The organism is Longimicrobium sp., from assembly GCA_036377595.1.
GTDB lineage: Bacteria > Gemmatimonadota > Gemmatimonadetes > Longimicrobiales > Longimicrobiaceae > Longimicrobium.
Map to the genome: position 1 here is coordinate 62572 of DASUYB010000143.1, position 25611 is coordinate 88182.

General features: G+C 71.0%; 24 protein-coding genes. 7 read left to right on the top strand and 17 right to left on the bottom strand.

The features are described 5' to 3' along the window. Positions 1-12: 12 nt before the first annotated feature. Entirely contained in the window at positions 13-291 is a 279-nt protein-coding gene (locus VF092_25500; protein HEX6750668.1) for a hypothetical protein, read from the bottom strand. Positions 292-417: 126 nt separating this feature from the next. Between VF092_25500 and VF092_25505 the strand changes: the two genes are divergently transcribed. Further along, a complete protein-coding gene (locus VF092_25505) occupies positions 418-1428 on the top strand; it encodes an NAD-dependent epimerase/dehydratase family protein (GenBank protein HEX6750669.1) in 1011 nt (336 codons plus the stop codon). Positions 1429-1528: 100 nt separating this feature from the next. Here the strand turns inward: VF092_25505 and VF092_25510 are convergent, their stop codons facing one another. Further along, positions 1529-2863 carry a family 10 glycosylhydrolase gene (locus VF092_25510; GenBank protein ID HEX6750670.1) on the bottom strand — a complete coding sequence of 445 codons (1335 nt, stop codon included), beginning with the start codon at positions 2861-2863 and terminating at the stop codon, positions 1529-1531. 41 nt (positions 2864-2904) lie between these two features. After that, positions 2905-3750, bottom strand: coding sequence for a hypothetical protein (locus VF092_25515; protein ID HEX6750671.1), 846 nt, complete (start codon positions 3748-3750; stop codon positions 2905-2907). A 416-nt stretch (positions 3751-4166) separates the two neighbouring features. Here VF092_25515 and VF092_25520 point away from each other — a divergent pair, with 416 nt between their 5' ends. Then, positions 4167-4904 (top strand): methyltransferase, encoded by a 738-nt coding sequence (locus VF092_25520; protein HEX6750672.1) that lies wholly within the window; start codon positions 4167-4169, stop codon positions 4902-4904. A 132-nt stretch (positions 4905-5036) separates the two neighbouring features. Here VF092_25520 and VF092_25525 read toward each other — a convergent pair whose 3' ends face one another. The 3 genes from VF092_25525 to VF092_25535 form a co-directional block, all read right to left on the bottom strand. Further along, positions 5037-6623 (bottom strand): serine hydrolase, encoded by a 1587-nt coding sequence (locus tag VF092_25525; protein ID HEX6750673.1) that lies wholly within the window; start codon positions 6621-6623, stop codon positions 5037-5039. Positions 6624-7158: 535 nt separating this feature from the next. Next, positions 7159-9141: a prolyl oligopeptidase family serine peptidase gene (locus VF092_25530; GenBank protein ID HEX6750674.1), complete on the bottom strand. Its 1983-nt coding sequence runs from the start codon at positions 9139-9141 to the stop codon at positions 7159-7161. Positions 9142-9530: 389 nt separating this feature from the next. After that, positions 9531-10091: a thioredoxin family protein gene (locus VF092_25535; protein HEX6750675.1), complete on the bottom strand. Its 561-nt coding sequence runs from the start codon at positions 10089-10091 to the stop codon at positions 9531-9533. A 286-nt stretch (positions 10092-10377) separates the two neighbouring features. Here VF092_25535 and VF092_25540 point away from each other — a divergent pair, with 286 nt between their 5' ends. From VF092_25540 to VF092_25555, 4 genes are all read left to right on the top strand, one after another. Continuing rightward, on the top strand, positions 10378-11502 hold the full coding sequence (locus VF092_25540; protein HEX6750676.1) for a Vms1/Ankzf1 family peptidyl-tRNA hydrolase: 1125 nt from the start codon (positions 10378-10380) through the stop codon (positions 11500-11502). Positions 11503-11641: 139 nt separating this feature from the next. Beyond that, complete coding sequence (locus tag VF092_25545; GenBank protein HEX6750677.1) at positions 11642-12280, top strand: hypothetical protein; 639 nt, start codon at positions 11642-11644, stop codon at positions 12278-12280. 90 nt (positions 12281-12370) lie between these two features. Then, a complete protein-coding gene (locus tag VF092_25550) occupies positions 12371-12592 on the top strand; it encodes a DUF433 domain-containing protein (GenBank protein ID HEX6750678.1) in 222 nt (73 codons plus the stop codon). Continuing rightward, a complete protein-coding gene (locus VF092_25555) occupies positions 12589-12924 on the top strand; it encodes a DUF5615 family PIN-like protein (GenBank protein ID HEX6750679.1) in 336 nt (111 codons plus the stop codon). Before VF092_25550 ends, VF092_25555 begins: the two co-directional genes overlap by 4 nt. 92 nt (positions 12925-13016) lie before the next feature. On the opposite strand, the gene VF092_25560 is transcribed toward VF092_25555, so the two are convergent. The 7 genes from VF092_25560 to VF092_25590 all read right to left on the bottom strand — a co-directional run bounded on the left by VF092_25560 (position 13017) and on the right by VF092_25590 (position 19460). Further along, positions 13017-13520: a transglycosylase SLT domain-containing protein gene (locus tag VF092_25560; protein HEX6750680.1), complete on the bottom strand. Its 504-nt coding sequence runs from the start codon at positions 13518-13520 to the stop codon at positions 13017-13019. Positions 13521-13748: 228 nt separating this feature from the next. Further along, on the bottom strand, positions 13749-14243 hold the full coding sequence (gene moaC / locus VF092_25565; GenBank protein ID HEX6750681.1) for a cyclic pyranopterin monophosphate synthase MoaC: 495 nt from the start codon (positions 14241-14243) through the stop codon (positions 13749-13751). Between the two features lie 218 nt (positions 14244-14461). Then, the gene (locus VF092_25570; GenBank protein HEX6750682.1) at positions 14462-15613 is read right to left on the bottom strand and encodes a hypothetical protein; all 1152 of its coding nucleotides are present in this window, start codon (positions 15611-15613) and stop codon (positions 14462-14464) included. Between the two features lie 298 nt (positions 15614-15911). Next, positions 15912-17198 (bottom strand): peptidoglycan DD-metalloendopeptidase family protein, encoded by a 1287-nt coding sequence (locus tag VF092_25575; GenBank protein HEX6750683.1) that lies wholly within the window; start codon positions 17196-17198, stop codon positions 15912-15914. A gap of 2 nt (positions 17199-17200) precedes the next feature. After that, entirely contained in the window at positions 17201-18058 is an 858-nt protein-coding gene (locus VF092_25580) for a permease-like cell division protein FtsX (protein ID HEX6750684.1), read from the bottom strand. Positions 18059-18061: 3 nt separating this feature from the next. Beyond that, positions 18062-18805 (bottom strand): cell division ATP-binding protein FtsE, encoded by a 744-nt coding sequence (ftsE, locus tag VF092_25585; GenBank protein HEX6750685.1) that lies wholly within the window; start codon positions 18803-18805, stop codon positions 18062-18064. 310 nt (positions 18806-19115) lie between these two features. Beyond that, entirely contained in the window at positions 19116-19460 is a 345-nt protein-coding gene (locus VF092_25590; protein HEX6750686.1) for an STAS domain-containing protein, read from the bottom strand. Between the two features lie 1067 nt (positions 19461-20527). Between VF092_25590 and VF092_25595 the strand changes: the two genes are divergently transcribed. Next, positions 20528-21118 carry a hypothetical protein gene (locus VF092_25595; GenBank protein ID HEX6750687.1) on the top strand — a complete coding sequence of 197 codons (591 nt, stop codon included), beginning with the start codon at positions 20528-20530 and terminating at the stop codon, positions 21116-21118. Between the two features lie 163 nt (positions 21119-21281). Here VF092_25595 and pdxA read toward each other — a convergent pair whose 3' ends face one another. The 4 genes from pdxA to VF092_25615 all read right to left on the bottom strand — a co-directional run bounded on the left by pdxA (position 21282) and on the right by VF092_25615 (position 25583). Continuing rightward, entirely contained in the window at positions 21282-22223 is a 942-nt protein-coding gene (gene pdxA / locus VF092_25600; GenBank protein HEX6750688.1) for a 4-hydroxythreonine-4-phosphate dehydrogenase PdxA, read from the bottom strand. Further along, complete coding sequence (locus tag VF092_25605) at positions 22214-22504, bottom strand: S4 domain-containing protein (protein HEX6750689.1); 291 nt, start codon at positions 22502-22504, stop codon at positions 22214-22216. Before VF092_25605 ends, pdxA begins: the two co-directional genes overlap by 10 nt. Further along, positions 22501-23808 (bottom strand): peptidylprolyl isomerase, encoded by a 1308-nt coding sequence (locus tag VF092_25610; protein HEX6750690.1) that lies wholly within the window; start codon positions 23806-23808, stop codon positions 22501-22503. Before VF092_25610 ends, VF092_25605 begins: the two co-directional genes overlap by 4 nt. A gap of 260 nt (positions 23809-24068) precedes the next feature. Continuing rightward, on the bottom strand, positions 24069-25583 hold the full coding sequence (locus VF092_25615) for a peptidylprolyl isomerase (GenBank protein ID HEX6750691.1): 1515 nt from the start codon (positions 25581-25583) through the stop codon (positions 24069-24071). Positions 25584-25611: the final 28 nt, after the last annotated feature.

A 25611-nucleotide genomic window follows, 5' to 3' on the forward strand; every position in this document is an offset into this window, starting at 1 on the left:
AGCTCCGGCGCGTCAGGCGCCGGAGCCGTTGCCGTTGTGCGAAAGCTCGGCGCCCACGGCGCGCTCCAGCAGGTCGGGCCACACCTCGTCGAGCGAGCGGACGCCCAGCAGGCGCTCGGTGTAGCCGTTCCCGCGGAGGGCGCAGCGCACGATCAGGCCGCCGCGGAAGTGCGGATGGCGGCTCCACCCGGCGGGGTCGGCGTACATGAGACGGGCGTACGCGTCCCGCGCGGCGGGCGGAAGCCACTGCCGCAGGAAGGCTGAGACCTCGTCGCGGGTCGTGGGGTCCATGGCTGGGCGATGCTGACTGGCAGGAGAGTCCCCGTCCCAAACCCGCAGCATCCCGCGTGCCGCGCGGCGCCGCCCCATCGCACGAATCTTTCCCATCTCGATCTTCCCACCTTGATTATACGAACAATGGCTGATAAGGGCCTGCGGGTACTGGTGACCGGGGGTGCGGGATTCATCGGCTCCCATGTGGCCGCGGCGTACGTGCGGCGCGGCGATTCCGTGACGGTGCTCGACTCCCTGGTGCACGGCTCGCGCGACCGCGTCCCGGCCGGGGCGGAGCTGGTGGAGATGGACGTGCGGGATGCGGCCGCCGCCGAGCTGGTGCGCGACGGCTGCTTCGACGTGGTGAGCCTGCACGCCGCCCAGATCGACGTGCGCGACTCCGTCGCCCGCCCGCGCTTCGACGCCTCGGTGAACCTCGACGGGCTGCTGAACCTGCTCGAGGCGGTGCGCGCGGCGGGGCGGGGGCGGGTGGTCTTCGCCTCGTCCGGCGGCGCCATCTACGGCAACGCGCGCACGCGGCCGACGCGCGAGGGCGCGGCCAAGCGGCCGGAGAGCCCGTACGGCGTGGGGAAGCTGGCGGGCGAGCACTATCTCCATGCCTTCCACCGCACGCACAGGCTCGACTACGTGGCCCTGCGCTACGCCAACGTCTACGGCCCGGGGCAGGACCCCAACGGCGAGGGCGGCGTGGTGGCCGTCTTCTGCTCGCGGCTGGCGGAGGGCGCGCCGCTCACCGTCTACGGCGACGGCGAGCAGACGCGCGACTACGTGCACGTGGCCGACGTGGTGCGCGCGAACCTGCTCGTCTCCGGCCTCGCGCTGCCGCCGGGCGGCTCGGTGGACGCGCGCGCGTTCAACGTGGGGACGGGGACGGAGACCTCCGTCAACGCCTTGGCGTCGGTGCTGATGGGCGTCGCCCACGCGCCCGCCATCGTCCGTCGCGCGCCGGCGCGCCCCGGCGAGGTGCGCCGCTCCTGCCTGGGCGCGGAGAAGCTGCGGCGGCTGGGATGGCGTCCCGGGCTGACGCTCGAGGAGGGGATGCGCGAGACCTTTGCCTGGGTGCGCGCGCAGTCCGCCGCGCCGGCCGAGCCTACGCCGTCCAAGCGCCGCGTCCGCGTCCCCGCCGTGATCTGAATCTCCAGAAAAGACCTGGGCTCACGCGGAGAAGCAGAGGCAGCGGAGAACTCATCTCTGCTGCCTCTGCTGCTCTGCGTGAGACTGCTGTTTTCAGGATTTATCGATTCGACCCCGTAGCCGTCGCGGTCGATTGGAGCCAGGGCATCGGGGGGACGACGGCGACGTCGCGGAACGGGCCCTCGGGGAGGCGCCGCAGCAGGTTCGTCGACACCACCTGGCCGTAGAAGTAGATGGAGAAGCCGTTCACGCCCAGCTCGCGGCCGATGCGGATCTCCCGCTCCACCTCGTCGGCGCCCAGGCCCGCGAGGATGCCGGCGTAGACGTGGCGGCCGCTCGGCTGCACCCCCGCCACCTGGTCGCGTACGATGCAGCGCCAGTCGCCGTGCTGCTCCTGCGTGTAGCCGCACGCGGGGGTGGTCACGGTGGAGTACGTCATCGGCACGGCGGCGTCGAAATAGCCGTCGCGCGCCCACGTCCACGGGTCCTGGAAGTACTGGTCGATGCCGCTCGACGACGGCCGGGCCAGCGCGTCCCAGCCGAACCGCCGCCGGTCGTAGATCGGCCACACGGCCGCGGAGAGCGGCACCGGACGCACGGCGTGGATGCTGTCGTAGACCTCGCGCACGGTGCGGTTCACCAGCTCGCGCCGGAAGCGCGCCCACCCGGCCGAATCGGCGCGCGGGTCGCGGCCGAACTCCGCCAGCGCGGCGGAATCCCACCCGAACTCCTCGCCGGGGTAGCGGATGCGGTCCAGGTGCACGCCGTCGACGTCGTAGCGCCGCACCACGTCGGCCGCCACGCGCGCCAGGTGCGTGCGCACGCCGGGGACGGCGGGGGAGAGGAAGACGTAGTCCTCGCCGTTGGGGCAGCGGTGCAGCCGCCCCGACCGGGTCCGCACCGCCCACTCCGGGTGGTCGATCAGCACGTGGTTCGGCTGCCCCGGCGCGCTCGGCCGCAGCATCCCGCATTTCGCGGACGACTCGGACTCCCACCCGGAGAGCGCGTTGATCCACGCGTGCAGCTGCAGCCCGTTCCGGTGCGCCTCGCGCACCGCCAGCTCCAGCGGATCGGTCGCCGGGGGAACGCCGCCCAGCCGGCCGCAGAGCCGGATCGAGCAGGGGTCCAGCTGCGACGGATAGAGGGCGTCGGAGGGCCCGCGCACCTGCAGGTAGACGATGTTGAAGTGCGCCCGCGCAGCCAGCCGCATCACCTCGGGGATGGTGGCGGTGTTGTAGTCCATCCGCGGCACCCAGATCGCCCGCGCCTCCACCATCGGCGGCTTTGCGCCGGACGCGCGGACCGCGGCGGGTCGCGGCGCCGTCGCGGCGACCGGCGGGAGCGTCGGGGTCACGTTCCGCGGGCGCGAGGCGGCGCCCATGAACAGCACGGGAAGAACGGCGAGCAGGGGGATTCCCAGCAGGTACTTCATCATCTACCACACGGTTGAAGGACTTCGGATTCTGCGGACTGCGGTCACATCAGCCGCTGGAGGTCTTCCTCGAACGCCAGCGGCACCAGCTCGCCGCGCTGCCGGTTGGCCGCGCCGCCCAGGTGCTCGAGCGCGGCGGACGGCTTCGCGCGGGCCAGGTCGATCGCCTCGAGCGAGTCGCGGTCGGTGGCCAGGCGCAGCATCACCGCGTAGTGCGGATGCCCGGTGGCCGGGTTCGTCTCCACCCGGTAGCCGGTGACGTACACCGAGTCTGCGGCGGGCGGGAGGAGCCGGAAGGTGTCGCACGCGAACGCCAGCACGATCCCGCAGCACAGCTCGTCGTAGCGCGCGCGGGTCTGCGCCGCCGCCTCGCGCGGCCCCGGCGCCACGATGGACGGCGGCGGGAGCTCCACGGAGAGGCGGAGGGCGAGGTCCGCCTCGACCGCGACCGTGAACGCCGGGTCCACGGGAAGGCGGATGCGCTCGCGGTACGAGTAGAGCGCCTCGATCCACGCGTGCGGATCGGGCTCCAGCACCCGCCGCGCGAACCGGGCGACCGCCAGCCGGCGCGCGTACGCGTCCAACCCGTCGTCGTCACCCTCGTCGTGCGGCTGCGGGCCGGGGTCGGCGACGGCCTCCCACGCCACGCGCGTGAACGAGCGGGGATCCCGCACGTGCGCCAGCGCGTCCTCGTCGCCTGACGGCGCGGGGGCGCCGAGCGCCGCGGGAACGCCGGGGATGCGCAGCTCGGGCGGATACCACGGCGGGGCGGGGAGCGGCGTGCCGCCGGCCGCCGCCACGGGCGCGGGGGGCGGGCCGCCGGGGTGCGGATCCGCGGGGATGTCCTGGCCGCCGAAGAGCTTGAGCGAACGGAAAGGGTTCCAGCTCACCGTCATCCTCCTGGAAATATCGGTCGGATCCGGCGCCTTGCGAAGGGGGGGACCGCGCGTGGCGTGTCTATGGGGACGGGAGGCGGGGGGTGCCTGCCGGATGGGCGAAGATGCGTCGCGATGTGTGCCGAAGGGTTATCGCGCGCGGACGGACGGCGCAAGCCGCGCGTTCTGCGGCGGCCGCGCCGCCGGGCGGAGGTCTCCCGCGAAGCCTTTGTGTCGCAACGGATAACGCGTTATCTTCCTCGCCGGACGGCATGGCCCCACCGCGACCCGGCGGCGGGGCCGTGTGCATCCGCCATCGTCGCCATCCCCACGCGGCAGGGGATCTTTCCCGGCATCCGGCCGGTATTCCGCCGCTCAAGCATCGGCGTCCGTCGCGTTCCGTATCGCCCCGCTCCACCCATCCGTTGCGAATGGCACTGAGAAACGAGCTCGTCGCGCAGGGGAACTGGCTCTTCCGCCACCGCAGCTGGCTGCCGCTGGTGCCGCTGGCGCTGGTCTTGGCGCTGCTCCCGTTCGCGCCGGACCCGCGCGCGCATCCCGCGCACCCGTGGTGGGAGGCGTTCTGCGTGGGGCTCAGCTTCACCGGCGTGCTGGTGCGGGCGATGACCATCGGCACCAAGCCGCGCGGCACCTCGGGGCGCAACCGGCGGGCGCAGGTGGCGGCGCGGCTCAACACCACGGGGATGTACTCCATCGTGCGCCACCCGCTGTACGTGGGGAACGCGCTGATGTGGGCGGGGGTGGCGCTGTATCCGCGGATGTGGACGGCGGCGATCCTGGCGGCGGCGTTCTTCTGGGTCTACTACGAGCGGATCATGCTGGCCGAGGAGGACTTCCTCCGCCGCCAGCACGGCGCCGCGTTCCGCCAGTGGGCGAAGGTGACGCCCGCGTTCGTCCCCGACTTCTCGCTCTGGGTGCGGCCGGACCTGCCGTTCGCGCTGCGTGCCGTGCTCTCCGCAGAGTATCCCGGCTTCCTCGGGCTCGCCGCGTCGTTCATGGCCATCCGCACCGCGTCGGACCTGATCTTCCTCCGCCGCGTGGAGCCGCACCCGTTCTGCCTGGCGCTGTTCGGGACGGCGGTGGTGGGCTACGCGGTGCTGCGGACGCTGCGCAAGCGTACGCGGCTGCTCAAGGTCACCGGGCGGTGACGGAGCCGATCCCCCGGCCGCGGTTTCCATTCAAGGGATGGCTCTCACAGAGGACACAGAGGCCACGGAGGAATCGATCGGTTCCCCCGTGGCCTCTGTGCCTTCTGTGAGAGCTCATTCTTTCGATGGAGGTTATGGTCCGGACGGCTCCTCGACGCGGTGGTACGGCTCCAGCCCCTCGATGGTGGCGGTGGAGACGGAGCCGTCGGCGGCGAGCGCGAAGGTGATGAAGTTCTCGCCGTTGTCGCCGGGCTCGCGGAAGCGCGCGCGGAAGGTGTCCCAGTTCCAGTGCTCCAGGTCGGCCACCAGGCGCGGGCCGACGGCGGCCACCAGCTTCCCGTTTTCCAGCCGCACCCGCAGCTCGCCGTGCGCGGAGTCGGCGTAGACGCCGGCGTAGCGCGCCAGCGGCAGCGAGGGACGGGTGCCGCGCGCGCGCAGCTTCAGCCGCTCGGCGAACGCCGCCCGGGCGTTCGAGTCCGCGGCGGCGTAGAGGGCGCGCAGCTCGCCGCTCCAGTCGCGCGGCGGCTCGCCGGTGTACAGGTCGAGCACGTGGTTGAGGATCGCGTGCCGCACCTCGGCGTGGTCGACGTTGGCGAGCACGACCACGCCCACGCGCTGGTCCGGCAGCATCCCCGCGATGGCGCTCATCCCGTCGATGCTGCCGGTGTGCATGGTCACGAAGTGCCCGCGGTAGTCCTCCAGGAACCATCCCAGCCCATACGCCACGAACCGCGTCCCCGCGAGCCGCGCGGAGGGGTAGAAGGCCGCGACGGGAACGACGAACTGCGGCGTGTACATCTCCGCGTAGCGGCCGGCGGAGACGAATCGCCGGCCGCCCAGGCGCGTGCTGTCGAGCTGGAAGCGGAGCCAGCGCGCCATGTCGTGCACGGACGAGTGCATCGACCCCGCCGGCCCCGCGTTGTCGATGTCGCGCTCGGGGATGGCGACGAGGGTGTCGCCGCGGCGGATGTGCGCGGCCGCGACGTTCGGCCGCCCGGCGAGCCCCGCCAGCCCGGTGACGGTCTCGCGCATCCCCAGCGGCTCCAGCAGGCGCGACTGGACGAGCCGCTCCCACGTCGTCCCCGCCGCGGCGGCGGCCACCTCGCCGGCCACCACGAACGAGAGGTTGTTGTACGCGTACTGCGAGCGCAGGCTGCTGGCCTGCGGGAGCCAGCGCATGCGGCGGATGATGTCGGCGCGCGGGTAGCCCAGCACCCACACGAAGTCGTCGGGCGACACGCCGCTGCGGTGCGTGAGCAGGTCGCGCACGGTCAGCTCGCGGGTGACGGACGGGTCGCGCAGCTCGAACGACGGGAGATACGTGCGCACCGGCGCGTCGAGGTCCACCTTCCCCGAGTCCGCCAGCATCAGCAGGGTGCTGACGGTGAACGCCTTCGTCGTCGACCCGATGGCGAACAGCGTGTGCGCGTCCACCGGCTCGTTCCGTCCCACGTGGCGGGTGCCGTAGCCCTTCTCGAAGACCACCGAGTCGCCCTGCACGATGGCGACGGCCAGCCCCGGCACCTTCCAGTCGCGCACCGCCTGCGCCACCCACGCGTCGAACGCCGCCAGGTCGGGCCCCGCCGCCACCTTCTCGCCTGGATGCACGGGCGTGGGATGCGGCTGCGTGGGCGCCGGCGGCTGTACCTGCGCGGCCAGCGGCATCGCCGCGAGCAACGCAGCGGTGGCGAGCACGAGCCCGGTGATTCGGCGGCGCATCGCGCGACGAGGATGGCGATCGGTTCGGGAGATCGGCATGGCGCTCAAGAGCGGTGTTTCGGAGATCAGAAAGGGTCGCGAGAAGATGCAACGACGGGGGTGCTTCGCGCGAGGCCCCTCATCCTCCCGACCCCCTTCTCCCGAACTGCAGGAGAAGGGGGAGACCTCAGCGTGGGGTGAGGGTTTCGGCGCGAGTGGGAGGCATCCTGCCCGCCGTGGGTGGCCCCCTCCCCCGGCCCCTCCCCCGCTGCGCAGGGGAGGGAGAACTCAGTGCGGGGCAAGCATTTGCGTGAGGGATGCGCGCCCGGAGGGCCGGGACACCGCCGCGCGTGACGAGATGCCGGGGGGATCACACGAACGCCTGGCGCGGCGGGGGCCCGGCGCCGTTGGCCACAGTCGTATCGTGGCCTACGGCGCGCGCAGCCCGTTTTGGCGTCTAAGCGCCAAACACGCCCAAACCATGCAGTTTCAGGGAGATACGGAGATGCCCCGGCGCAGGCCATCGCGCCGGGGCATCGTCATTCCCGCAACAGAATCAGTTCGACGACGCGCTGCGCTGGTTCGCCGGCTGCTGGCCGAGCAGGTACTGCCGGACGAACATCACCGTCGCGTAGAACTGGTAGTCGACGTTGGCCTTCTTGCGGAAGCCGTGGCCCTCGTCGCGCGCCATCAGGTACCACACCGGGCTGCCGTTCTGCTTCACCCGCGCCACCATCTGCTCCGCCTCGGTGTGCGGCACGCGCGGGTCGTTGCCGCCCTGCACCACGAACAGCGGCCGGGTGATGTTCCCCGCGTTGTTCAGCGGCGCCGTGCGCTCGAAGAACGCCGCCATCTCGGCCTGCCGCTCGTCGCCGTACTCGGCTCGGCGCAGGTCGCGGCGGTAGCTCTCGGTGTTCTTGAGGAAGGTGTTGAAGTTGCTGATCCCCACCACGTCGAGCGAGCAGCAGATGCGGTCGTTGTAGGTCGTCGCCACGGCCAGCGTCATGAACCCGCCGTAGCTGCCGCCCGTCACCATCACCCGCTGCGGGTCCAGGTCCGGCTGCCGGCCGATCCAGTCGAGCAGCGAGCCGATGTCCTTCACGCTGTCGTAGCGCTTCATCCCGTTGTCGAGCTTCACGAACGTCTTCCCGTAGCCCGTCGACCCGCGGACGTTGGGGTAGATGATGGCCACGCCCAGCTCGTTCAGGAAGTAGTTGCTGCGCCCCAGGAAGGTGGGCCGGCTCTGCCCCTCGGGGCCGCCGTGGATGTTGATGATCACCGGCCGCCGCCCAGTGAAGCGCGCCGGCGGCTTGTAGTAGAAGCCGGTGATCTCGCGCCCGTCGAAGCTGGGCCAGCGGATGAGCGCCGGCTCCGACAGCTCGTTGGCCACCAGCCCGCCCAGCTCGCTCTCCGTCCACCGCGTGACCGCGCCCGTGGCCACGTTCAGCGAGTACACGTCCGACGTCGAGCGCGCGGAGCTGACCGAGAAGCCCAGGTCGCGCGAGTTGTTGTGCCACTCCAGCCCGCCGATCACCCCCTGCGGCACGCCGGTGACCGGGCGGACACGGCGCGAGGCGAGGTTCAGCAGGTACAGCTTCGACACGCCCGCCTCGTTGGTGGTGAAGGCCACGGTCGATCCGTCGGGCGACAGGTCGACGCCCTCCACGTCCCAGTTGATCCCCGTGGTCAGCGGCGTCAGGCGGCGCGTGGCCACGTCCATCAGCGCCAGGCGCTGGTACTCCGAGCCCTGGTCGGTGGTCAGGATGATCGAGCGCCCGTCGGCGGTGAAGCGGCCGCCGCCCCAGGCCACGGTGTCGCGCGGATCGTTAAGCTGCGTCTTCTGCCCCGTCGCGAGATCGAGGAGGTAGAAGTTGCTCTGGTTGACGGAGAGGTACTCGCCGACGAGCAGCCGGCGGTCGTCGCGCGACCAGTCCAGCACGCCCCAGCCGCCGCCCTGCACCTGCAGCACCATGCGGTCGGTCGACTTGTTCGCGGGGTCCATCACGTAGATGTCGCGGTCGCCGCCGTTGCGGCGCGTGGAGGCGTAGGCGATGCGGTCGCCCACGTGGCTCCAGCGCCAGCCGCCGTTCTGCGAGCGCCCGCCGGGGGTCAGCATCTCCGAGCGCCCCGAGGCGACGTCGTAGCGGTAGATCTGCCCGAACTCGTTGCCGCCCACGTCCTTGGTGAACAGGAAGTAGCGCCCCGTCTTCGGCTCGAAGCTGCCGCCGCCCACCGGCTCGTCGAAGAAGGTGAGCTGCGTCCGCGCGCCCATCGGCATGCGCACCATGTGCAGCTGCGCGGTGTTGGCGAAGCGGGTGGAGATGAGGATCTCGCGGCGCAGCGGGTGCCAGGCGGCGAGGCCCGCGCCCCGCGACTCGGTGTAGCGGCGCACCTCCTCGGCCAGCGTGGCGGGGATGGGCGGGATGCCGTCGGCCACGAGGTTCTCGTTCGGCGCGATGACCGGCTGCGGCTGCTGCGCGCGCGCCGCGACGGGCGCGGCGAGCACCAGCGCGGCGGCAAGGGTACGGCGGAGTCGCATGGATGGGTCCTCCGGGCAGGCGGGTGTCGGGCGCGGTGGCGGGCGTGTGGGGCCGGCCGCCGGCATCTGTATACGGGATACGCCGCATCATAGGGGGCGAATGAATTCGCTGCAACAACCACACGAAGTCCGCCTTCGCGGACTACAGGCTCCGGCCCGGACGCGGCGACGGCGCACGGGGCGGAGATCGACGCATCCGCTGCACTGAGTTGCAGTTCTCCCCTCCCCTGCGCAGCGGGGGAGGGGGCCGGGGGAGGGGGCCCACCCGCGGCCGCGGGGATCTCCGCCTGACGCACGAAAGCCCTCCCCGGATCACCCGGAGAGGGCTTCGTCTCTCTCGATTCTGTCGAGCTGGCGACGTCCTCGATTCTGTCGAACCCGACGACGTCCTACGCCGCCGCCTGCCTCGGCGTGTCCTGCTCGAACACGCCGAGGATCTCGCGGATCGTGGTCTCGCCGCGGTCGCGGGCGTACCACTGGCGCGCTTCGCGGTAGATGTCGCCCGTCGGCCGGGTAGCCGCGTGCTTCTCCCGCAGCACGAACTGCTGCAGCTCGGTGGGCCGCGGGCCCCACGTCCCCGCGACCGTGAAGTCCGGCCGCAGCACCACCACCAGCGGAATCGAGCGCGAACCGTTGGTCAGGTGCCGGTCCATCAGCTCGGGATGCTCGTCGCGCTTCACCACGCGCAACTCCACGTTCGGCAGCACCTCGGCCAGGCGCGCGGCCACCGGCACGGTGTTGGACGCGTCGCCGCACCAGTCCTCGCTGGTCACCAGCAGCCGCCACTCGCCGCCGATGCGCGCCGCGGTGCGGAGCGCCCACTCCGGCACCTGCGAGCGCCCCCACACCCCCTCCCACAGGCCGCGGTGCTCCTTCACCTCGCGGCCGAGATAGTCATCCCAGGTGAACCCCAGGTCCCAGTACTTCCGGTAATCGAAATCGCCCGTCATCGGCCAATCCTTTCTCGAAACGGTCCGGCCCGAACGGCGCCGTCCGCGGAGCGGGTCCGCGATACAGGACCCGTGCCTCCAATCTAAAACCGCGGTCAAGGGAAGATATCGTAATCTTCTGTAGATGAACGATTTATGCCGATGCGCCCGAGACGGTGTCTCCGACGGGATCGCCGACGCGCGCGGGGACCTGGTCGAACCCCGGTGGCGTCCGATTTGCACCGCCGACCCTTGAAACCCGCGCGGACAAGCAGTCCCGATCCTGCCACCTCGGAAAGTGCGGAGAATGATCACGAAACAGGATCTCGAGCGGCTCATCAACCGCGAGGAAACCGGGCGGCCGGTGGTATCGCTCTTCCTCGACATGTCGGTCAACTCCAACAACAAGCGCACGCACCAGGTCTTCCTCAGCCAGAAGCGCCAGCAGTTCGAGGAGCTGCAGAGCGAGTGGATGGCCGAGCACGAGGAGGGCGTGGAGACGCTGTGGGACCGCGTGCAGCGCTGGCTGGACGAGGACTACGACGAATCGTGCTGCGGCGTGGTGATCTACGCCGAGGTCGGCGGCGACGGGTTCGAGGCGCTGCAGACCCGCGCGCCGGTACAGAACCGGCTGATCATCGCGCCCACGCCGGTGGTCGGCCCGCTGGCGCAGGTGCTGGAGGGGTACCGCCACTACGGCGTGGTGCTGATCGACCGCGAGCACGTGCGCCTGCTCTCCGTCTACCAGGGGAGCGTGCTGGACGAGCTGGAGCGCCGCGGCGACCCGCTGCCGCCGCCGCACGACGTGCAGGCCGGCGGCTACGCGCAGAGCCGCTACCAGCGCCGCAAGCTCGAGGAGACCAAGCACTTCTTCAAGGAGTTCGCGGCCGAGGTGCAGGACTTCGTGGCCCGCTACGGGCCCGACGACCTGGTGCTGCTGGGCACGGAGGAGAACCTTTCCGCCTTCGCCGAGCACCTCCCCGACTCCATCCTGCAGCGCGTGGTGTACACCGGCCCCATGTGGGTGGACGAAAACGCGGCGGAGATCGTGCGCCAGCTGGAGCCGCTGCTGCGCGGCGAGCTGGAGCGCGCGCAGCACGAGGTGGTGGAGCAGGTGCGCGACCGCGTGGTGCACGACTACCTGGCCACCGCCGGCTTCCAGGGCACCCTCAGCGCGCTGCAGGAGGGCCGCGTCGACACGCTCCTGCTGGCCCGTGACCAGCGGCGCGACGGGCGGCGGTGCGCGCAGTGCGGCTTCGTGTTCGCGCGCGAGCTGGAAGCCTGCCCGTACGACGGGTCGACGGCGATGACCGAGGTGGACGTGGTGGAGGAGATGGTGCGAATGGCGGAGGGGCAGGGCGTGACCGTGGCCTTCGCCGACCCCGGCGAGGTGGCCGACCTCAAGGGCGCGGGGGCGCTGCTGCGGTACTGACCGGCGGGCGGAATGTCCGCATGGAGTGACCCGCGAGGCCCGGAGACGACCGTCTCCGGGCCTTCGCGCTTGACATGCGGTTACGTTCTCTGCTACCTATGTACGCATTCCCAAACAAACGTCCCCGCCGCCCACCGCCATGCCATCCGTTCTGGATACCGCGGCGCTCGACCAGGTCCGCGCCGACCTGGAGGAACTCGAAGGCGTCCGCCGCGCCGTGATCGACGGTCCTCCGTATACGGTATACGTGATCTCCGAGGCGGCGCACGCCCCGGCGGAGATGCTCGTACACTCCGTCCTCTCGCGCCACGGTTTGACGCCTTCCGAGGTGGAGCTGCACGTCAGCCACGTGCACGCGCCCGAGCCGCGCCGCCGCGTGCGCTTCGTCTCCATCCAGCTCGAGCAGCCGCGCATCGGGCGGGTGATCGCGCGGGTGGAGCTGGAGTGGGCGGGCCGCACGCACCTGGGCGAGTACGAGGGCGAGAGCGGGTTCGCGCTGGAGCTGCGCGCCGCCGCCGCGGCCACGCTGTCGGCGCTGGAGGAGGTGATGGGCGGGCGGGTGAAGTTCCAGCTGGTGGGGATCAAGCCCTTCCGCGCGTTCGACGCCGACGTGGTGGTGGCCCTGCTGCGCAGCGACGTCGACGGCAAGAGCCTGATCGGCGCCGCGCTGGCCGCCGACGCGCCGTTCCGCGCCGCCGCCGTCGCCGTCCTCAACGGCACCAACCGCGTCCTCGGCAACTACCTGTCGAACGACGAGGATGGGCAGGTGGGAGAGTAGGCCTTCGCTGGACGATTCCTTCCAGAAGCGTTTAGTTTGGAGGGAACCGACGATCAGGATGGGAGGTGCGGCGTGCCGGATATCCGTCCCATGGCTCTGCCCGATGGCAGCGTGGTGCACAGCGACCCCGAGATCATGGGGGGGACGCCCGTCTTTGTCGGTACGCGCGTTCCGGTGCAGACGCTGATCGACCACATCCAGCGCGGCAGCACGCTGGACGAGTTCCTGGAAGACTTCCCGACCGTTCGCCGCCAGCAGGCGAACGAGTTTCTCCGGCAGGCAACCGACGCCCTCCTGGACCGCGTCGCGTGAAGCGCGTCCTGCTGGACGAGAACCTTCCGCACCGTCTCCGCCGCGAGCTACCGGAGTGCGAGGTGCTGACGGTCGCGCAGGCGGGTTGGGCGGGAACGAAGAATGGTGCGCTTCTCCGCCTCGCCACCCAGACGTTCGACGTGTTCCTCACCGCTGACCGGAGCATCCCGCATCAGCAGGTTCTGGCGACCTTCGAGCTGGGATTCGTTCTCCTCGAAATCGGCGGCACGCGGCTGAAGGACATCCTGCCGTTCATCGAGCAGGTGAGAGAAGCCGTCGCGGCCGTCCGTTCCGGAGAGCTCATCCGCGTTCCTGCCGATTCGGCCGGGTAGAACATCGGGTCATCTGACGAAGGAAAACTGCCGCGCCCGGATCTCGAGGAGATCCGGGCGCGTTCTCTTACTCAGCACTCAGCACTCGGCACTCACCTCCGCCGCTTGCTCCAGTCCCGCATCACCATCCGTGGGTAGCCGTTGTCGGGGTCGCCGCCGGCGCGGAGGATGGAGTCGACCTTCTCGGGGCCGCGGTTGTAGGCCAGGAGCGCCAGCTTCACGTTGCCGTGGTACTTGTCGATCAGCGTCTTCAGGAAGCGGAAGCCCACGCGGAGGTTGGTGTCGCGGTCGAACAGCGCCTCGCGCTCCAGGCCCGGGCGGAAGTACCGCGCGGTCGACGGCATCAGCTGCGTGAGGCCGACGGCGCCCACGGGGCTCACCGCGTGCCGGTTGAACTCGCTCTCGGTGGCCACCAGGCCGAACGCGAGCTTGGGGTCGATCCCCTCCGCGTTGGCGATGTCCTCGATCCGCTCCGCCAGGTCCGCGGGGATGCCGTAGGTGGACGAGTTCGCCTGCACGCGCGTGAGCTTCTCGATCTGCGCGCGCTGCAGGTCGATCAGCCCGGGCGCGCGCGACGCGAGGGCGAACTGCTGCATGAACGTCCCACCTCCGTCCGCCGTTGCCTCGGCGGCCCTAACCCCAAGCAGGAACGCGATCAACGCCAGCGCGACTCCGAGAATGGCGCTTTTGGCCGTGGCGGCCACGTCCCAATGCGGACGTTTACGCGCCTCGATATCTGCCTGCAGTTTCAGCAGGAGAGACTGCATCCGGTGCCTCCGGGTCAGAGTTGTCCCCGAGGCGAAAAGGCAAGGCCCGTGCCCGGATCAGCCGTTCGCTGTCGCAGCCGTCCACGTTCCCGATCGGCCTCCTTCCTTGCGCAGGAGCCGGATTCCGGAGATCTCCATCCCCCGGTCGCGGGCCTTGCACATGTCGTAGACCGTTAGCAGCGAAACCGTTACGGCGGTCAGCGCCTCCATCTCCACCCCCGTCTTTCCATCGACTTTCGCGGTGGCGGAAACGCGAATTCCGGGGAGCGACTCGTCCGCCGAAATTTCCACTTCCACCGAGGTCAGGGGGAGCGGGTGGCAGAGGGGGATGAGGTCGGCGGTGCGCTTGGCCCCCGTGATTCCCGCCAGCTGCGCAACCAGGACGACATTCCCCTTCGGCGTGTCGCCGGCGACGATGGCGGCGAGCGTTTCCGCGGACATGCGGATGTGTCCTTCTGCAACAGCCACGCGCCGGGTGACGTCCTTCTCCCCGACGTCCACCATCCGCGGCCGCCCCGCCTCGTCCAGGTGCGTGAACCCGCCGTCGCTCATCTCCGATCTCCCGTGAAGTGTCTCGCGGCAAGATCCGCCGTCTCGCTGCGCGCCACAAGGACGGATTTCTCACGCGGAGCCGCGGAGACGCGGAGGTGCAGGGCTGAATCCTCCGCGTCTCCGCGCCTCCGCGTGAGAATCCGACGATCTGGGGGAGAAGAAAAACGGCCGGATCCGCGGCGGTGGATCGGGCCGTCGATTGCTGGAGATTAGGGGGATCAGGCCGCGCGGACGAGATCCTCGCGCATGCCGCGCAGCAGGTCGGCGAGGATTAGCTGAGGGTTGACGTTGCCGGCGGCCATCTCCATCGCCGCCTGCACGCGCAGGATGGCGGAGGCCACGCCCTCGGGGCGGACGCGCGCCTTCTTCGCGATCGAGGTCAGCAGCGCGGTATCGTCGGTGTAGGCCACCTGCTCGGGGGCGCCGCTCGCCACCACCATCAGGTCGCGCAGCCAGAGCGCGAGCGCGGCGAGTCCCGCGGTAAACTCGCCGCGCGCGCCGGCGGGGGCGACGTTGTTGGCCGCCGCGAACCGCTCCGCCGCGCCCTGCGCCGTCGCGGCGACGAGGAGGCTGCGCGCCGTCTCGCGCTGGCGCTGGAGCACGCCCGCGCCGCCGCTCGTCGGGAGCAGTCTAAGCGCGCGCCCGATCGCCCCTTCGGACACGGAAGCCAGCGACTCCGCCTCGGCGTGCTTCATCCTCTTCTCCCGCTCCAGGAACGCGGCGACCTCCGGCTGCGAGAGGCGGAGGACGCGCACCGGCAGCACGCGCGAGCGGATGGTGGGGAGCAGCGCGCCGGGGTTGGACGAGGTGAGGATGAGCGTGGTGTCGGCCGGAGGCTCCTCGAGCAGCTTGAGGAAGGCGTTCGCCGCCTCGGGGCTGGACTCCTGCGGCACCATCGCCTCCGCGTCGCCCACGACGAAGACCTTGCGCGAGCCCATGGCGGGGCGCACGGAGGCCAGGCGCTGGAGGTTCAGCACCATCCCCATGAAGTACGCGGGCGCCTTGTCGAACGCGGGAACGTGGAAGGGGTCCGCGCGCCGCGCCGCCAGCTCGGCGCCGCGGGCCTCCTCCAGCTTCTCGCGCAGCTTCTCGGGCGTGGCCGCGTCGGGGCGGGGGAGGGGGAAGAACCAGTGGAGGTCGGGGTGCTCCAGCCGCTCCACGAACCGGCACGCCTGGCACTCCCGGCACGCCTCGCCGTCGGCCCGCGGATTCTGGCAGAGGATGAGCTGCGCCAGCCAGAGCCCCAGCCGCTCCTTCCCCACGCCGGATGGACCGTGGATGAGCAGCGACTGCGGCAGGTTCCCCGCGCGCAGCGCCGACAGGAGCTTCGCGCGGACGTCCTCGTGGCCGTAGACGGGCGGAAGCGGCATCAGAAAACCCCCTCTTCCCGGGCGATGGAGCGGGAGGAGGGGGCGAATGAATTCGCTGCAACAACCACACGAAGTCCGCCTGCGCGGACTACCACCGCGGAGGCGGACGACATCCCGGCGCGCGCGAAAAGCATTCGGCCGAACCGCGCCGAAGCCTCTCGCCGAGTTGAGGTCTCCCCCTCCCCCAGTCGGTTTTGGGGGAGGGGGCCGGGGGGAGAGGGCCTTCGCGCCGCGGCAACGAAGATGTCTGGAATCCGCACCATCCCCGACTTGCGCACCATCACCATCCCGGCTTCCATCACCGCCCGCGCAGCCACGCCAGCGGGTCCACGGCCTCGCCGCCGGGGGTGCGGATCTGGAACTCGACGTGTGCGCCCTCGGGGGTGTTCTCGCCGCCGATGGTGCCGATCTGCTGCCCCTTGGCCACCGTCGCGCCCTGCTGCACCTGGATGTCCTTGAGATACAGGTACAGCGAGTAGTAGCCGCCGCCGTGGCTGATCACCACCGTGGGGCCGTAGCCCTCGAACGGCGCCGCCATCTCCACCCTGCCGCCCTCCACCGCGCGCACCGGCGAGCCCGCCGCGGCGCCGATGCCGATGCCGTTGTAGCGGATGGCGGTGCCGTTGGTCTGCATCGCGCGGCCGAAGCGGTAGATCACGTTCCCCTGCGCGGGCCACCCCAGGTTGCCCATGCTGGCCGTGGTCATCGTCGGCGCGGGGCGCGGGGCCACCGGCGTGGTGGCCGGCGGCGCGGGGCGGCCGGCCACGCGCGCGGCGTTGCGGTCGCGCGCGGCGGCGGCCAGGCGGTCGCGCTCGCGGCGCTCCTCCTCGCGGCGGCGGGCCTCGAGCGTGGCCATCAGGCTGGTCAGCCGCCGCTCGTCGCGCAGCAGCTCGTCGATGCGCTGCACCGTGGTCCGCTCGTGCGAGCGCAGGCTCGACAGCGTGCTGGTGCGCTGCGCCGCCATGTTCCCCAGCTGCGCGTTCTCCTGCGCCCGCTCGTTCTGCAGGTAGGTGAGGTCGGTGTAGCTGCGGCGGAGTTCCTGCTCGCGCAGCTCCAGCTGGTGCTGCAGCTCGGCGACGTCCCCGACGAGGGTGCGGTCGCGCCGGGCCACGAGGTAGAGGTACTTGTAGCGGTTCAGCAGGTCGGCGAAGGAGCTGGCGGTCAGCAGCACCTCTTCCGTCTGCAGGGGACCGCGCTTGTAGATGTCGCGCAGGCGCCGGTTCAGCAGCGCCTTCTTCTGCGCCAGCTCGTCCTGCGTGCGCAGCAGCTCGTCCGTCGTCTCGGCGATCTTCCGCTCCGTCTCGGTCATCTGGAAGTTGAGCTCGCGCAGAAGCGCGGCGCTCACCTCGCGCTGGCGCTGGATGTTGCGGATCTCGCTGGTCACGTCGTGCACGCGGCTGCGGATCCCCGACAGCTCGTTGCGCAGCTGGCCGCGCTCGGCGCGGATCTCCTGCAGCCGCCGCTGGCTGTCGGTGAGCTGCTGGCTGGCCGACGAGCGCGTGCGGCCGCCCTGCTGCGCCACCGCCGCCAGCGGCAGCGCCGCGGCCAGGGCGACGGCCAGGAAGGCGCGGGCGCGGCGGGACACCGTCAGACCGCCTCCAGGTGGCGGCGCACCGCCACCATGCTGCTCAGGAAGCCGAACACCGTCCCCACGATCACCACCAGGACGATCCACTGCCCGGGGATGAACTCGATGCGGAACATGGTGGCGCTCAGGATGCGGAAGGCGCCGTAGGTCAGCAGCGCGGCCAGGACGCCCCCCATCGCCCCCGTCATCAGCCCCTCCAGCAGGAACGGGCGCTGCACGAAGCCGTCGGTGGCGCCCACCAGGCGCATGATGCTGATCTCCTCGCGCCGCGCGAACACGGCGATGCGCACCGCGGTGGCGATGATGATGGCGGCCACCAGCGCGAACGCCACGCCGATCACCGTGGCCGCGCCGCCGGCCAGGCGCCGCAGGAGGTAGATGCGGTCCAGCCAGTCGCGCCCGTAGCGCACGTCCTCGACGAAGGGATACGCCCCGACGCGCTCGGACACGCGCTTCACCGCGCGCGGGGTGCGCGAGCCCGGCTTCATCCGGATCTCCAGCGACGCGGGGAGCGGGTTGTTGTCGAGGTCGGCGAAGACGTCGCGGAACTCCTGCATCTCCTCGCGCGCGTTGGCCAGCGCCTCGAGCTTGGAGACGTAGCGCATCTCCAGCACCTCGGGGAGCGCGCGCACCTCCTGCTGCGCGAGCTCCAGCTGGGCGGGCGTCGTCGCGTCGTCGAGGTACGCGACGATCTCCACCTTCTCCTCCACCTTCTCGATCGCCCGGCCGATGTTCCAGGCGGTCAGCCCGAACAGGCCGATGACGAAGAGGGAGAAGCCGATGGCCAGCACGGAGAGGAAGGCCAGCAGCGGGCTGCGGCGGAAGGCGGCCAGCGCCTCGCGGAGCGCATAGGGCATGGCTCAGCTCCCCCGCGTGTCGGCGAGGGTGATCCCCGCCGTCTCGACCACCGTGGGCTGCGGGGCCGGAGCGGGCGCGGAGGCCTTGCTGTCGTACACCACCTGCCCCTGCGCCAGCTCGATCACCCGGTACTCGGGGTGCGCGCGGACCAGGTCGAGGTCGTGGGTGGCCATCAGCACCGTCATCCCCATCCCGTTGATCTCGCGGAAGAGCTCGAACACGCCGCGCGCGGCCCACTCGTCCAGGTTTCCCGTGGGCTCGTCGGCCAGGAGCACCAGCGGCTCGTTGGCCAGCGCGCGGGCCACGGCCACGCGCTGGCGCTCGCCGCCGGAAAGCTCGTCGGGAAGCGCCTGCGCCTTGTGGCTGAGGCCCACCTGGGTGAGCACGCGGTTCACCCGCTGGCCGATGGCGGTGCGCTTGACGCCCGTCACCTCCAGCGCGAAGGCCACGTTCTCCTCGGCCGTGCGGTCGCGCAGCAGGCGGAAGTCCTGGAAGACCACGCCCAGCTTGCGGCGCAGGAAGGGGATCTCGCGGCGGCGGATGGTCTTGCTGCTGAAGCCGGAGACGCGCACCTCGCCCGCGTTGGGGAAGTCGGCCATCTGGACCAGCCGCAGGATGGTGCTCTTGCCGGCGCCCGAATGGCCGGTCAGGAACACCAGCTCCCCCTTCTGCACATGGAACGACACGTCCTTGAGTGCCGCGCCGGAGCGGGGGTACTCCTTGTAGACCGACGTGAGCTTGATCACGGACCGGGACTGCGGGAGGGATACGGCAAGTGGCGGAATGGGCGAAACTTAATGGCACTCGGGCGAGGTGTCAAAGTGCGCGGGTGTGGAAGCGTGGAAGTGCGAAAGTGCGGGAGTGCATGAGTGCGTCCGGCCGGGGCGTGCAGATACTTTGCCGAGCGATGACGTCCCGCGGCTTCGCCCGTGGAGGGCGTGGGGATTCACGGGGGCGTGATACCGGATGGCAATTCACACCGATGCCCGCGTCGACGTCATCCCTGAAGCTCATCGAAACACAGGGTTGATGATCGCAAACTGGTCGTCCACCAGTCTAGCGGGTGCAATCCGGTCCGTCGTGGTCGGGGTGAAGCAGGCCCGTCAGGCAGGTAAGTTCGAGCTGTTCGAGTAGTGCCGGCGTCGGGTGCGACAACGCGAACACGGCGCCACGCTCCATCGCCGCGGCCCGCACCCGTACCAGCATGCTCAGGCCGGGGCTGTCGACATAGGTGGTCGCCTTGCAATTCAGAAGAATGGATTCCGCTCCCTCCTGCACATGCCTCAGCAACTCCGCGCGGAGCGATTCGAGCAAGCCGATGATGATCTGGGGCGGGGCGTCCAGTACGACGCACTTCCCGTTCGTCTCGGAGGTGACGGGCCTCCGCCGGTCGTGGGGCATTCGGAACCATGAGAGAGGTGATTGCGTCTCGAGGGACGGCGCCGCCCAACGCGGCAGGGCAGTCAGAGAACCGAGCGCCCCGCCAGTCCGCCGGACGCCGTTCCAGGGCGCCCGCGAACGGGTGTTTGTCGCTCTACCCGCCTTTGACGACCTCGGCCGCCCGTCTGAGTACGTCGAGCTCTTTGTCGGTCCGCGTTTCCCACGAACGGGGAACCGGGCTGAGCCGACGCTTCTCCGAGCCGCAGTCGAAACACAGCCACCCGCTCGTCAGCTCGCCCGGAAGAAGCGCTTTGCTTCCGCGCGACACCGAGGACGGCGTGACCTCCCACACACACCACGTCACGCCGTCCTCACCGTTGTATTCCCTCAGTGCCATTTTCGTCGTTTCGGGTCCCAGGGGCAAATCGTCCGAAGTTCCCGCAATTTCAGTTCCCAATCGGCATGCCGAAGACCGTTCGTTCGATCGCGTTACAGCGGAACGCATCCTGCCGGTCGAGCGTGGAAATTGTTGTGATTTGGGAGAGCTTGTATGCAACGGCGCTATCAAGGCCACGACGGGCGGTGGTGGACGGTCGAGGCAGTGTTCCCGGGGCGCGACTTGAGCAGCCTCGAGGACAGGCGCATGGCCGCAGGATGGCTCAGGTTCCGCAGCGAGTGCGGAGAGGCGATCTATCTGGCCCCGATTCCTTCGCGGTGGGATTCCTGCGACACCGAGCACCTGGAGGCGCTCCGCGCGGCAGGAAAAGCCGCCGGGTATAGCGACCGACGTGCGTAGGAAGAGCCGGGGCAACCTGCCCCGGCTCTTCCACGTGGCCTGCAGCCCGTGCCGGAGTTCGCCAGCGGCTCCGGTCCGCCCGCCCGCTGCACGATGCGCTCGTCCGGCGTAACCGCTGGCCACCTCCGCGCTTGCAGGCGTCGCGGCGTGGATCTCCCGCAGCACGAGCATGGACGAGCCGAACCGATTCTTCAGCCGGATCCGGGATGAGCGAAATGATGCGATGTCATCCTGCGGAGCGTAGACTGCGCGGGACGCTGGCGGAAGGACGGATCTTCAACGAGGAGCGACGATGCGGCGTCTTCCATTCCTCCTGACCGTGCCCCTGCTCCTGGTGTCGACCGATGTGCTGTTCGCCCAGTCCGCTGCGACGCGGACCGGCCGCGCGTGCTTCCAGCCGCGCCCGCTGCCGGTGTGCCGCAGCTTCTGGATCACCGAGTTCGGGGTGCAGTGGTTCGTGTCCACCCCGCCGGGAGTGAATAACCAGCGGCGGTGGCTGGCCACCTGGGAGGTGGGGTGGATGCGCAACCGCTCGGAAAACCACGCGCTGGGCGGCAGCATCTTCCTGGCAACGAACGACCACGCGCACCGCTCGGGCGTGCGCGCCCGCTACCGCCGCTGGGCGACCGACGAGGTGGCGGTCGACGTCTCGCCCGCGCTCATCGTCTTCCAGTCCGACGAGGATCTGGAGATCGAGACCCGGCTGGGGGCCGCGCTGCAGGCCGGCGTCACCCTGCGCGACTGGATCGGCATCACCTCGCAGGTCGAGGCCGCGTCGGGCGGCGTCCGCCTGCTGACGGGCGTGCGGCTGGGCGGCTACGCCGGCGCGGTGACCGGCCTCGCGCTCCCGCTCGCCGCCCTGGCCGCCGGCGACGATTCCTGAGCCGGCGGACGCGGAGCACGCGGGGACGAAATCTCATCAGTTCTCCGCGTCTCCGCGCCTCCGCGTGAGGCAAAGCAGTTCTCGGAGACGAAGGTAGTCTGACCAGAACGGCGGGCCCCCGCGGAGTCGTCTCCGCCGGGGGCCCGTCGAGTCGTGCCTGAGCTCAGGATCGGGCGCCGCGCATCCGCTCGGCGAGGGTGATCGCGAGGAGGATGGCTTCCTTCATCGACCCCGCGTCGGCGATGCCCTTGCCGGCGATGTCGAGCGCGGTGCCGTGGTCGGGCGAGGTGCGGGGGAAGGGAAGGCCCAGCGTTACGTTCACCCCGCTGCCGAACGCGGCGGTCTTGAACGCGGCCATCCCCACGTCGTGGTAGGGCGCGATCACCGCGTCGAACTCGCCGCGGGCCGCGCGGGTGAAGACGGTGTCGGCGGGGACGGGGCCCGCGGCGCGGATGCCGGCGCTCGCCAGCCAGCGGATCGCCGGCTCCACGATGCGCGCCTCCTCGTCGCCGAACAGGCCGCCGTCGGATGCGTGGGGATTGACGGCGCAGAGCGCGATCCGCGGCGCGGGGATCGCCCACAGGTCCTTGAGCGCGCGCCAGGTCATCCCCGCCTGGTGCGCGAGGAGATCGGAGGAGAGGGCGCCGGGGACGTCTCGCAGCGCGATGTGCGTCGTCGCCAGCACCACGCGGAGCGGGCCGCCCAGCGCGGTGCGCTCCGCGGCCATCATCATCGCCACCTCGGGAACGCGGGCCAGGTCTCGCAGCATCTCGGTATGGCCCGGCCAGTGCCATCCCCCCGCGTGGAAGGCGGCCTTGTCGATCGGCGCGGTGACGATCGCGTCGACCTCGCCCTGCATCGCCATCTCCACCGCGCGGCGGATGGCCTCGCCGGCGACGCGCCCCGCGGCGGCGGCGCCGTCTTCCGGGGTCCATCTCCCGACCCCGACATCCTCGTCCGCCCGCATCAGCGAGTCGGGACCGACGCGGACGAACGAGGCCGCGCCGGCGACCTCTCGGTCGGCCAGCGCGGCCTCCGTCACCTCCGGGCCGATCCCCCGGGGGTCCCCCAGCGTCACCGCGACGCGGACCGGCGTCACGCCCATCCGTCGTCGCCCGTGCGCTCGTCGCGCAGCACGCGGTACAGCTCGCGCGCCTGCTTCTTCGAGGTGCTCTTCCCCGGCGTGGCCAGCAGCTCCACCTCCAGCGTCCGCGACGGGTACCGCACCTCGATCCGCTTCCCCGGCGGCACCGCGTCGCTGGGCCGCGCCGCCTTCCCGTCCACCTTCACCGCTCCCGCCTCGCACGCCGCCTTGGCCTCGCTGCGGCTTTTCGTCAGGCAGAGGCGGTGCAGGAGCACGTCCACCCGCAGGACCTCGTCGGTCACGGCATCACGGTGACGGCGGTGACCTGCCGCAGCTCGGCCACCAGCCGCTCGACCTGCTTCTGCTGCACGATGCGCGAGCGGATCTGCTCCTCCACGTCGGCCAGCGTGTACTCGCCGCCCGGGCGCCGCTCGAGCACCTTCGCGACGACGAAGGACGGCCCGCTCCCGTCGTTCAGCTCGAAGGGGCCCACGATGGTGCCCGGCGCCGCCTCGCCGATGGCGCCGCCGTACGCGGCCGGCAGGCGGTCCGGCAGCACGTCGCGGAGGGTGCGCTGCTCGGGCGGCGTGCTGGTGCGCGCGGCGAGCTGGGTGAGCGAGGCGCCGCCCCGTGCCGCGGTGGCGATGGAGTCGGCCAGCTGGCGCGCCCGGGCCACGTCGGCGTCGGAGATGTCGGGCCGGATGAGGATGTGGCGCGCCTGGCGCTCGCCGCCGCGCACCTTCTCGAGCTTGATGATGTGGTAGCCGTACTCGGTCTTCACGATCGGGCTCACGTCGCCGGGACGGAGCGCGAAGGCCACCTGCTCGAACTCGCGCACCATCTGCCCCGCGCGGAACCAGCCCAGCATCCCGCCCTGCTGCGCGCTGGGGTCCTGCGAGTCGCGCCGGGCGATGGCCTCGAAGTCGCCGCCGCGGCGGATCTCGGCCAGGATCCCCTCGGCCTTGCGCCGCGCGCGGGCCTCGGCCGAGTCGCTGGCCTGCGGCTTCACCACCGCCTGCTGGAAGGAGAGGGTGGCCGGGCGCTGCCCCAGCTGCGCCTTCTGCCGGTCGAAGTACTGCTGGATCTCGGCCTGGGTGACGGCCGGCATGGCCATCTTCGACAGCCGCTGCCCGATGTAGCGCTGGATCAGCGTCTGGTCGGTGAACTGCCGGGTCAGCTCGGCGCGGTACTGGTCGAGGGTGCGGCCGGCCTGCGCCAGCGCCTGCTCCATGGCGGCCTGGCTGCCGAAGCTCTGCTGCACGCGGTTGATCTGCGACTCCACTTCGCCCGCGATGTCGGCCGGGTCGGCCACGATGCCGGCGCGGCGCGCGGCCTCGAGCAGGACCAGGTCGTCCACGTTGCGCTGCACGATCTCCTGCTCCATCTGGCGGCGCGCGGCGGGGTCGGTGGGCACCTGCTGCCCCTGTCCCTGCATGCGCTCCAGCTCGATCAGCACGTCGGAGTAGAGCAGCGAGGTGTCGCCCACCACCGCCACCACGCGGTCCCACACCCGCTGTCCGGGCTGGGGCGCGGCGGGCTGCTGCGCCGCCAGGGCGGCGGGCGCGGCGAGGAGCGCGGCGGCGGAAAGCGCGGTCAGAGCACGCATCATCAGGAAGTTCCGGGGGATGAAAAGAGCGAGGCGGCCCGCCGGGGGCCGCCGTCCGGACCGCACGAAGCGCGTGGTCCGGCCGAGCTTATATACCGCGAGGCGCGGCGGGGTTCCCGCCGCGCCTCGGGGATGAGTCCTAAAGTCCTGAGTCCTAAGTCCCAAGTCCTGAGTTGTCCGTCACGAAGATCCGTCCATCCCCTCGGGCTCTCAGCAGCACTCAGCACTTAGGACTCAGGACTTAGGACTTAGGACTTCTTCTACTTCTTCCCCGTGTCCGCCGGAGCCGGGGCGGGCGCGGGGGCCGGAGCCGGGGCGGGCGCCTGCGGCTGCGGCATCGGCTGGCCCTGCGGCGGCGCGCCGGGGAGCTGCCCGGCCGGCGGCGCCACCTGCGGCTGGGTGGAGCGGATCTGCCGGATCTTCTCCAGCACGCGCTGGAACGACGCGTCGTTGATGGTGAAGCCGTAGATGGAGCGCAGCTGCGCGCCCAGCGAGCCCAGCGGCGGCAGCTGGCGCTGGCCGGTCACGGCCTGCTGCAGCCACTCGCGCACCTGCTGCTCGATCACCGCGTTCCCCGCCGAACCCTTGGGCGCGCGGTGCTCGGCGATGCCGGTGACGGTCAGCAGCTGGCGGATGGCGCCGCGGGCCTGCTCGCGGATGTCCTGCGACTCCTGCTGCGTGAGCCCCAGGTTGCGGCGGCGCGCCTCGGCCAGCAGCAGGCGCTGCGTGGCCTGGTCCTTCAGGATGTTGGTGATGGAGCTGTCGGGCGCCTCGCTGAGCTGCTTGAGCGCGTCGGCGGGGGCGCCGGCCATCACCTGCTGCAGGTCGCCCGCGGTCAGCTGGCCGCCGCGGAAGGTGGCCAGCGCGCGCTCGGCCGCGCGGCCGCGCACCGGCTTGCCCGGGTTCTTGGCCATCTCCTTCACCTGCGCCTCGGCGCCGCTCTCCACCTTCACGTTGGCGGCGGTGCGCAGCGAGTCGACGTACTTCTGCGTGGCGGTGCGCTGGTTGTTCTGGATCACGAACTGGCGGAACTGCTCCTTGTCGTTCCCCAGCGGGCGCTGGCGGCGCTCCTCCAGCTTGATCACGTGGAAGCCGAAGGGGCTCTCCACCACCGGGCTGATCTGCCCCGGCTGCTGCAGCTTGAACGCCGCGTCCTCGAAGGCCGGCGCCATCTGCCCGCGGCCGAAGAAGCCCAGGTCGCCGCCGTTGTCCTTGTTCGACGGGTCCTGGCTGTACTGCCTGGCCAGCGCGGCGAAGTCGGCGCCGCCGGCGGCCTGCGTGCGGATGCTCTCGGCCAGGCGGCGGACGCTGTCGCGCTGCGCGGGGGTCGCGTCTGCGGGGGGGCGGACCAGGATGTGGCGGGCGTGCACCTCCACGCCGGGACCCTGCGTGTTCCAGGCCTGCTCGAGCTGCGCGTCGCTGAGGGCGGTGTCGACGTGCACCGAGTTCTGGAACAGGCGGCCCATGATCATCTGGTCGCGCTGCTGCTGCGTGACCTTGTCGAGGTCGAGCACCGCCAGCGAGGTGTCCTCGGCGTAGGCGGTGGCCAGCAGCGTGTAGTCCACCCAGCGGTCCGCCAGCTCGCGGACGAACTCGGGGGTGGGCGGAAGCTGCGGGTTGGCGGCCAGCATGGTGGCGGCTTCGTCGACCTTCAGCTCCTTGCCGGCCGCCGAGGCGACCTCGTCCTTGTGCGAGTTGACGGCCTCTTTCAGGCTGTTGCAACCCACGGCCAGGGGAAGGGCGGCCACGAGCAGCGCCCAGCGGGACAGCTTCATCGAAAATCTCCAGCCCGGGTGGATGTGG

What these genes read in the sequence shown, in the direction of transcription:
- VF092_25500 (HEX6750668.1), bottom strand. Translation starts at nt 291, where the DNA reads ATGGACCCCACGACCCGCGACGAGGTCTCAGCCTTCCTGCGGCAGTGG.
- VF092_25505 (HEX6750669.1), top strand. Translation starts at nt 418, where the DNA reads ATGGCTGATAAGGGCCTGCGGGTACTGGTGACCGGGGGTGCGGGATTC.
- VF092_25510 (HEX6750670.1), bottom strand. Translation starts at nt 2,863, where the DNA reads ATGATGAAGTACCTGCTGGGAATCCCCCTGCTCGCCGTTCTTCCCGTG.
- VF092_25520 (HEX6750672.1), top strand. Translation starts at nt 4,167, where the DNA reads ATGGCACTGAGAAACGAGCTCGTCGCGCAGGGGAACTGGCTCTTCCGC.
- VF092_25525 (HEX6750673.1), bottom strand. Translation starts at nt 6,623, where the DNA reads ATGCGCCGCCGAATCACCGGGCTCGTGCTCGCCACCGCTGCGTTGCTC.
- VF092_25530 (HEX6750674.1), bottom strand. Translation starts at nt 9,141, where the DNA reads ATGCGACTCCGCCGTACCCTTGCCGCCGCGCTGGTGCTCGCCGCGCCC.
- VF092_25535 (HEX6750675.1), bottom strand. Translation starts at nt 10,091, where the DNA reads ATGACGGGCGATTTCGATTACCGGAAGTACTGGGACCTGGGGTTCACC.
- VF092_25540 (HEX6750676.1), top strand. Translation starts at nt 10,378, where the DNA reads ATGATCACGAAACAGGATCTCGAGCGGCTCATCAACCGCGAGGAAACC.
- VF092_25545 (HEX6750677.1), top strand. Translation starts at nt 11,642, where the DNA reads ATGCCATCCGTTCTGGATACCGCGGCGCTCGACCAGGTCCGCGCCGAC.
- VF092_25550 (HEX6750678.1), top strand. Translation starts at nt 12,371, where the DNA reads ATGGCTCTGCCCGATGGCAGCGTGGTGCACAGCGACCCCGAGATCATG.
- VF092_25560 (HEX6750680.1), bottom strand. Translation starts at nt 13,520, where the DNA reads ATGCAGCAGTTCGCCCTCGCGTCGCGCGCGCCCGGGCTGATCGACCTG.
- moaC (HEX6750681.1), bottom strand. Translation starts at nt 14,243, where the DNA reads ATGAGCGACGGCGGGTTCACGCACCTGGACGAGGCGGGGCGGCCGCGG.
- VF092_25570 (HEX6750682.1), bottom strand. Translation starts at nt 15,613, where the DNA reads ATGCCGCTTCCGCCCGTCTACGGCCACGAGGACGTCCGCGCGAAGCTC.
- VF092_25580 (HEX6750684.1), bottom strand. Translation starts at nt 18,058, where the DNA reads ATGCCCTATGCGCTCCGCGAGGCGCTGGCCGCCTTCCGCCGCAGCCCG.
- VF092_25590 (HEX6750686.1), bottom strand. Translation starts at nt 19,460, where the DNA reads ATGCCCCACGACCGGCGGAGGCCCGTCACCTCCGAGACGAACGGGAAG.
- VF092_25595 (HEX6750687.1), top strand. Translation starts at nt 20,528, where the DNA reads ATGCGGCGTCTTCCATTCCTCCTGACCGTGCCCCTGCTCCTGGTGTCG.
- pdxA (HEX6750688.1), bottom strand. Translation starts at nt 22,223, where the DNA reads ATGGGCGTGACGCCGGTCCGCGTCGCGGTGACGCTGGGGGACCCCCGG.
- VF092_25610 (HEX6750690.1), bottom strand. Translation starts at nt 23,808, where the DNA reads ATGCGTGCTCTGACCGCGCTTTCCGCCGCCGCGCTCCTCGCCGCGCCC.
- VF092_25615 (HEX6750691.1), bottom strand. Translation starts at nt 25,583, where the DNA reads ATGAAGCTGTCCCGCTGGGCGCTGCTCGTGGCCGCCCTTCCCCTGGCC.